Source organism: Bacteroides sp. 1_1_30 (assembly GCF_020982715.1).
Classification (GTDB): domain Bacteria; phylum Bacteroidota; class Bacteroidia; order Bacteroidales; family Bacteroidaceae; genus Bacteroides; species Bacteroides xylanisolvens.
Window position 1 is genome coordinate 1 of record NZ_JAJKHN010000152.1, and the last position, 6,621, is coordinate 6,621.

A 6,621-nucleotide genomic window follows, 5' to 3' on the forward strand; every position below is an offset into this window, starting at 1 on the left:
CCTTTCAGGGCTTGTGGCTGGTGTGTTTTTTTCGTAGGGCGTTGCCCTACGCTATATAATTAAGCCCTTTCAGGGCACCCCAATAAATATATAATTGTAAGGCTTTCAGCCTAACCGATAAATTCTCATTTAACCGATAAATTCCCATTTACCGGCTAGCGCCGGAGCAAGGTTTCCATTCGGTATTCCCTGAAAGAGATACAGTTCCACCCTTTAGGGTATGTCTAAAACGATAACATGCCGAATGGAAACCTTGTTGGGGCGCTACGCCCCTAAATTCCCATTTAACGAACAATCATTTACAATGAGTTCAATATTTGATTTGCCCGGTTCACGGTTACTGCTGCCGGGGTTTCCGGCATACTACCCAAGTTGAACGGAGCAAGCATTTTCTCTATTTTCTTTAATCCGGCTTTATTTCCCTTTTTCTCAAATTCCTGACGGAGGATATTTATCTTCTCGTGCGCCTGAATTCCTTCAATCAAGCGTTCGAAACGGATACAGCTACGGGCTCCCGGATATACAAGATACGTATCTCCACCTGCCCAACTGCGGAAACGGGAATCGAGCAGCGGTTCCAATGGCCAGCTGTTGTATGCCCAACGCAAATAACCGTCCAGGTGTTTCTTAGAAGAATAATAACTTATCCAGACAGCTTCTGCAGGATCGGAAAAAGTAAATGTATTGGGGTGAGCTTCCGTACAGCAGGTGTAATAGTTGGTACGTTTGTTCTCTGCCGCACGGCGGAGACGTACTTCTTCGGGGAAGTTCTGTCCGATTACGATACAGTAATCATATAGATCGGGCTCAATCTCCGCATGGTAATTTCCTGCCAACGAAACTTTGAAATCCGGATCTGCTTTACGAATCACCTTCAAGGTCTTCTGCATCACTTCCATCGGACGTTCATCCATTGCAATAGCACAGATATCGAACCATCCTTTTTCTTTCAGGTGCTTGGAGAAAGACGAAAGCATTGCTACCCACATTTCTTCGTAAGCCTCCTCGCCCGGTGCTGTTTTCACAAATTTCAGCGAGTTGGTTGCCTGGTCGTAATACTGGAATGACAACTCCCAGGGAACCATTGAATAACAGTTGATCTGTTTGTCAATGCCCACACTCATCATAAATTCTACCCAACGGTCGAAAATGGTATAGTCGAAAGACCATGTGCCGTCCGCCCGTTTCATCCAGGTAACCATTGTATCAAAATAATCTTCCGTCTGACCGTTCCAGGGTTTGTGCATCAAAGTAGCCGTGATAATCTTTTGTCCGGCGTCTGCCAGCATTTTCATCAAAGGACGCATGGCGTCTAAATGCTCCTGACTCCATAGAGGAACCTGATAGTAACGTGCCACTGCATAAGGACTTTGCCACAAATCCAAGTGGTAGGCCCACTCCGAAGGCGCCGGAAGTTCACGGGAAGAAACCGTAATTTCCAGATTCAGGCGTTGCAACAAACGAGAGCCGTCGTTGATTAGCAACTCCCCTTTATACGTTCCGGGAACAGCCGATTGAGGAATCCAACATTGCACCCAGACAGGTTGAACTGTGCGGGCAGGCAAAGCCATCGCTTTCAGACTGGTATCAATCGGATCGGCCACCAATAATGAATCATAATCCACCGCTTTCCGATGTCCGCAGGCACCTCTGCCGTCTTTGTTCAATTCGTCCGTCATCACATAACGAACAAAACCGCCGGTGAATGCATCTTGGGGAAGAACATTTCCTTTCTTGTCTTTGAAATCACCAAAGCTGAAATTCAGGTCTTTCAGTTCTACACCTGTCCATACAACCGCTTGCGCGTTCACACGTTCACCACGCCAGCCTTTCAAAGCAACCGTTTGCTGGTTCTTCAACCGGGGAAGCCCGTGTTTTGCGTACCGGACGTCTGTTGTACCCCAAGACACTTGTGTTATTGTCACTGCCGCCCATTCTTTATCAGACGGCGCAGCAGGGTCGGGCAATTCCTGATAAGTCTGTAAAGGGAACTTCGGTTGTCCTGTCGGAACACCACATTGAGTGACTCCTTGCTGGGCAAAAACTGCGCCTACGCTAAAGAGACAAGTCAGGGAAAAAATAGTAAGTCGTTTCATGGTTAGTTAATTAAATGATTAAAGGTTTTTATTAGGGGGAAAATATTCAATCACATAGGGTCTACATCATAGTAGACAATCAAAGATTTATAGCGTTCATCTTCCAACATCTCCCGTTGGATGCGCAACAGCAACTCCCGTGCACGTCCCATCGGAGCATTCTGCTCAATCTTGACGACAATCTTTTTGATAAACAACGTTTGGATACGGGCAACAGGAGGTTTATCCGGCCCCAACACCCGATTACCAAATACCGCCCGCAGCTTATCCGCCATCACTGCCGCCATCTGTTCCAACAACGCTTCATTATGATTTTTTAGATAAACATATACCAACCGGTAATAAGGAGGATAATGGAACATCTGCCGTTCCGCCAACTGCCCGCCTACCATGTCTTCATAATCATTGGCAATGACCTGATGAATGATAGGATGCTCGATGCTCTTGGTTTGCAGCACCACCCTACCCCGCTTGTTCTTACGTCCGGCACGTCCCGCTACTTGCGCCATCAACTGGAAAGCCCGTTCATAGGAACGAAAATCCGGATAATTCAGCATCGTATCGGCATTCAGTATACCTACAATACTGACATGATCGAAATCCAATCCTTTTGAAACCATTTGCGTACCGATCAATATATCCGTCTTTCCCTGTTCGAAATCCGCAATAATCTTTTCATAAGCAGAGCGGGTGCGTGTGGTATCCAAGTCCATTCGTGCCACTGCCGCTTCGGGAAAAAGGATTTTAATGTCATCTTCAATCTTTTCCGTACCAAAGCCACGGTTCACCAGTTCCGTACCTTCGCAGGCAGGACAGGATTTCGGCAGTTGGTAGGTATAACCGCAATAATGACAGGTTAGCTGATTGATTCCTTTATGATAGGTAAGGCTCACGTCGCAATTCTTACACTTGGGCACCCAACCGCAAGTACGACACTCCACCATCGGAGCAAACCCGCGACGGTTCTGAAAGAGAATCACTTGCTCTTCTTGTTCCAAAGCCTCTTTCATGTATTGTATCAACAGCGGTGAGAATTGTCCCACCATCCTCTTTTTGCGATGCAATTCCTTTATATCTACCGGAATAATCTCCGGCAATTGAATTTCTTTATATCGTTCTTTTAGTTGTACAAAACCATATTTCCCCTCCCCTGCATTCTGCCACGACTCAATAGAAGGAGTAGCCGTCCCCAACAAAGTTTTAGCTCCGTACATGGCAGCCAGTACAATCGCTGCGCTACGGGCATGATAACGGGGAGCGGGATCTTGTTGCTTATACGTATTTTCGTGCTCTTCGTCCACAATCACCAATCCCAGATTTCGGAAAGGAAGAAACACGGAAGAGCGAACACCCAGGATAATATCGTACCCGTTCTCTCCCAGTTGTTTCCGCCAGATTTCAACCCGTTCGGCATCGGGGAATTTAGAATGGTAGATCCCCAGGCGAGCACCGAAGACCCGTTGCAGACGCTCTGTAATTTGAGTAGTCAAGGCAATCTCCGGCAACAAATATAAGACTTGCTTTCCCTGACGAATCGTTTCTTCGATCAGATGGATATACACTTCCGTCTTCCCACTGGACGTTACTCCATGAAGCAGACACACGTTTTTCTCCTGGAAAGACTGAACGATTTCATCATGTGCCCGTTGCTGAAACTCGTTCAAAGCGTTCAGCTCGACTACCTCTTTCTCCTGTTTATTCAACCGTCCGATTTCGTGATAGTAGATTTCGAAAATCTTCTTATCCACCAGCCCGTTCAGTACCGAAGGAGCCACATTAGCCCGTTGCAACAATTCTTTCTTGGAGACTTCTTTCGGAGTTCCGGTTCCTAAAATACCTGAATACTCTACATACTTCATGAGCAACGCCAGTTGCTTCGGAGCACGAGACAGAATATCAAACAGAATATGGAGTTGCTTTTCATCTGCCGTACCCGCAAGCCGCACCCGTGCCTCTGTCTTAGGCTTATAAGTGCGTTTCAATTCTTCCTTTACAAAAATGGCTTCTTTATCGAGCAGGGACTTGATGGCAGTAAGAATATTTTTTATGCCGCTGTCTTTCTCCAGTTTAGTGACGGACTGCTGCGCATCTACGGCAAGTAAATCCAAAATGCGTTGTTCCCGTTCCGGCAATGGCGCATCCGCCTCAAAATCGGGATTATATTCAACAATCGTTTCACTCTCCAGCTTCAGGCCGGAAGGAAGTGCCGCTTTATACACATCTCCCTGTGTACAGAGATAGTAATCGGCTATCCATTCCCAAAATTTGAACTGAACGGGTAGTAAAATGGGAGAAGCATCCAGCAATGCAGATATATCTTTCACTTCGTACTCCGTTGGAGCACAATAATGAACGTTAAGGACGATAGCCGTATAAAACTTCTTTCGCCCGAAAGGAACTACCACACGGCAGCCTATCTTCACATCTTCCGCACATTCGTCCGGCAAAGAGTAAGTGAAACTCTTCGGAAGCGGAAGCGGTAATATGACATCTACATATTTTTTCATTGCAGGTACAAAAATACAATAAAAAAATGGGGAATGAAAAAGAAGGAAGAGAGAACACTCAAAAGAAAAACGCTTCTTAAGGCAGGATTGGGCAGAAACAGTTTCGAGGCTGCAACAGGGCAGCCTCCGAACAAAAAAAGAGTTCCCGTTCACCGGAAACTCTTTTTTATATACGATGTAAAATGACAGACTATTTAAAAAATATAGGCAACAGATACCTGCCAAGTCTTAGTCTTATAAGAAGCGTCTGTTCCTTCAATATCCGCAGTGTCGCCCAATGGGATATTGTAGTTAGCACCTACCTGCAGATGGTTCAGCAACTTCAAACCGGCACCCACATTAATACCTACTTGCGCTTTCTTCTTATCAATTCCCGACTTCTTTTCAAAATCGAAATAAAAATCAGGACCTGCAGCAAGATAAATACCGGCCATACTTCCCAAACCGATTGTATATTTCAGGTTTACAGGAATATCAATACCGTTTTGCTTGATAGTCAAATCCTCGTTTCCTTCAGAAACCTTTATACCTCTTTGAGCAAAAAGCAAAGAAGCATCTACTCCCAATCCTACGATTGGAATATTAAACTCGGCCATCGGACCAATAAAGAAACCGGTAAAATTATCCTTCTTAAAGTTTTCGCTCACATTAGAGAAACTCGCCTTCGACAAGTTCAAACCTCCTTTTACACCAAAGTGTATTTGCGCCTGGGCAGGCATCGCCATACCGATACATACGGCAATCATTAAAGCACCAAAAATCTTTTTCATAAATTTACGTGTTTATAATTCGGGACAAAGATATATAATTAGAATAAATAAACACAATTTATCGGTTTTTTGTTCGCTCAAAGTCGCTGTTGTTCACTTAATCCGACACCCATACATTTATATTTGCTCTTTTGAAGATTGAACTTACAATAGAGCATCAGTTTCATCCACCACTCACAGACTAATAAGAAATTCTTATTAGTTCAATTTTCATCCTATTTATCATCTATAAATATTGGAAAAATGATAGTTAATCAAATTTACTTCCTAATTATCATACATAACCTTTTCAGCCAACACGTACGGCAAGTGGTCTGCTCCAATGCAAGTTCTTTTTCTAAATGCCGCATCCGGTCACATTGCTTCAACCATTTGCTCTGCAGTGCATCATACAAAAATTTAGCTCCTTTATATATGGTAATTTCCTTATCTTGTTTGCCTAAAAGTGATGCGTATATTGAACAGACTTGAGATTTATCCATGCAATATCGTTCCAACTTTTCGATATACATCAATGTAATCCCCTTTTTATTCCGGTTGATAAAATCCTGAATACTTTCATCGTCGATGATGTCGATGTCGGCTCTTTGGTAGTCCACGATGATTTCTCTTATCTCTATCAAGACCCAGATATATTCTGTCTCGAATCCGTACTTTGCAGCCGCTTCTTCTATACTAATCCATTGTGCCATAGCGTTTGTTCTTTTATGTGTGATACAATAAGGGATGAATAATGTTTTATTCATGTATATTAGCACAACGAGCATCCACTCTTTTTGCAGTCCGCCGGATGGAGATTGGCTAGGTTAAATTGTGGGGTAATTGATAACCGGCCGAATACAAGAAAGACGCAGATGCTGCTGTACCATTATCCACTTTCAAGGCTAGCTAAACCGACCAGAGAACAATGATAACAGCAGACACCCACGTCAATCGTTTATATATAACACATCTTTTACGAATATGTTGATATACATCCGTTCACGTGGAGTATCTACCGTATCATCTCCCTCTGTTTGAATTAGCTATTTCTGAAAGTGAGAGATAATACGCTTTTACTCCATATAGGAAATAAAAACCGCTTCCTGCCTGTTTCATCACGCTGATGGGCTGAAAGCGTATGACAAAGATATATGTTTTTTTTGAAAGGTAGCAGAAATATGGAAATAAATAACGTGAGTTCGAAATAAAATCAAAAAATAGCAAGTTGTCCGTCATTGACAAAATTTAGGTCAATGGCGGGCTTCT

General features: G+C 43.7%; 5 protein-coding genes. 1 reads left to right on the forward strand and 4 read right to left on the reverse strand.

Annotation, left to right across the window (positions count from 1 at the left end; all coding sequences use genetic code 11):
- Positions 1-299 precede the first annotated feature (299 nt).
- On the reverse strand, positions 300-2,096 hold the full coding sequence (locus tag LPH68_RS25165; RefSeq protein ID WP_015531727.1) for a DUF4091 domain-containing protein: 1,797 nt from the start codon (positions 2,094-2,096) through the stop codon (positions 300-302).
- A gap of 50 nt (positions 2,097-2,146) precedes the next feature.
- Entirely contained in the window at positions 2,147-4,603 is a 2,457-nt protein-coding gene (priA, locus tag LPH68_RS25170) for a primosomal protein N' (RefSeq protein WP_055236011.1), read from the reverse strand.
- A 33-nt stretch (positions 4,604-4,636) separates the two neighbouring features.
- Between priA and LPH68_RS25175 the strand changes: the two genes are divergently transcribed.
- Complete coding sequence (locus tag LPH68_RS25175) at positions 4,637-4,789, forward strand: hypothetical protein (RefSeq protein ID WP_153882614.1); 153 nt, start codon at positions 4,637-4,639, stop codon at positions 4,787-4,789.
- A gap of 8 nt (positions 4,790-4,797) precedes the next feature.
- Here the strand turns inward: LPH68_RS25175 and LPH68_RS25180 are convergent, their stop codons facing one another.
- Positions 4,798-5,373 carry a porin family protein gene (locus LPH68_RS25180; RefSeq protein WP_055236012.1) on the reverse strand — a complete coding sequence of 192 codons (576 nt, stop codon included), beginning with the start codon at positions 5,371-5,373 and terminating at the stop codon, positions 4,798-4,800.
- Positions 5,374-5,633: 260 nt separating this feature from the next.
- On the reverse strand, positions 5,634-6,065 hold the full coding sequence (locus LPH68_RS25185; RefSeq protein WP_008023057.1) for a hypothetical protein: 432 nt from the start codon (positions 6,063-6,065) through the stop codon (positions 5,634-5,636).
- Positions 6,066-6,621: the final 556 nt, after the last annotated feature.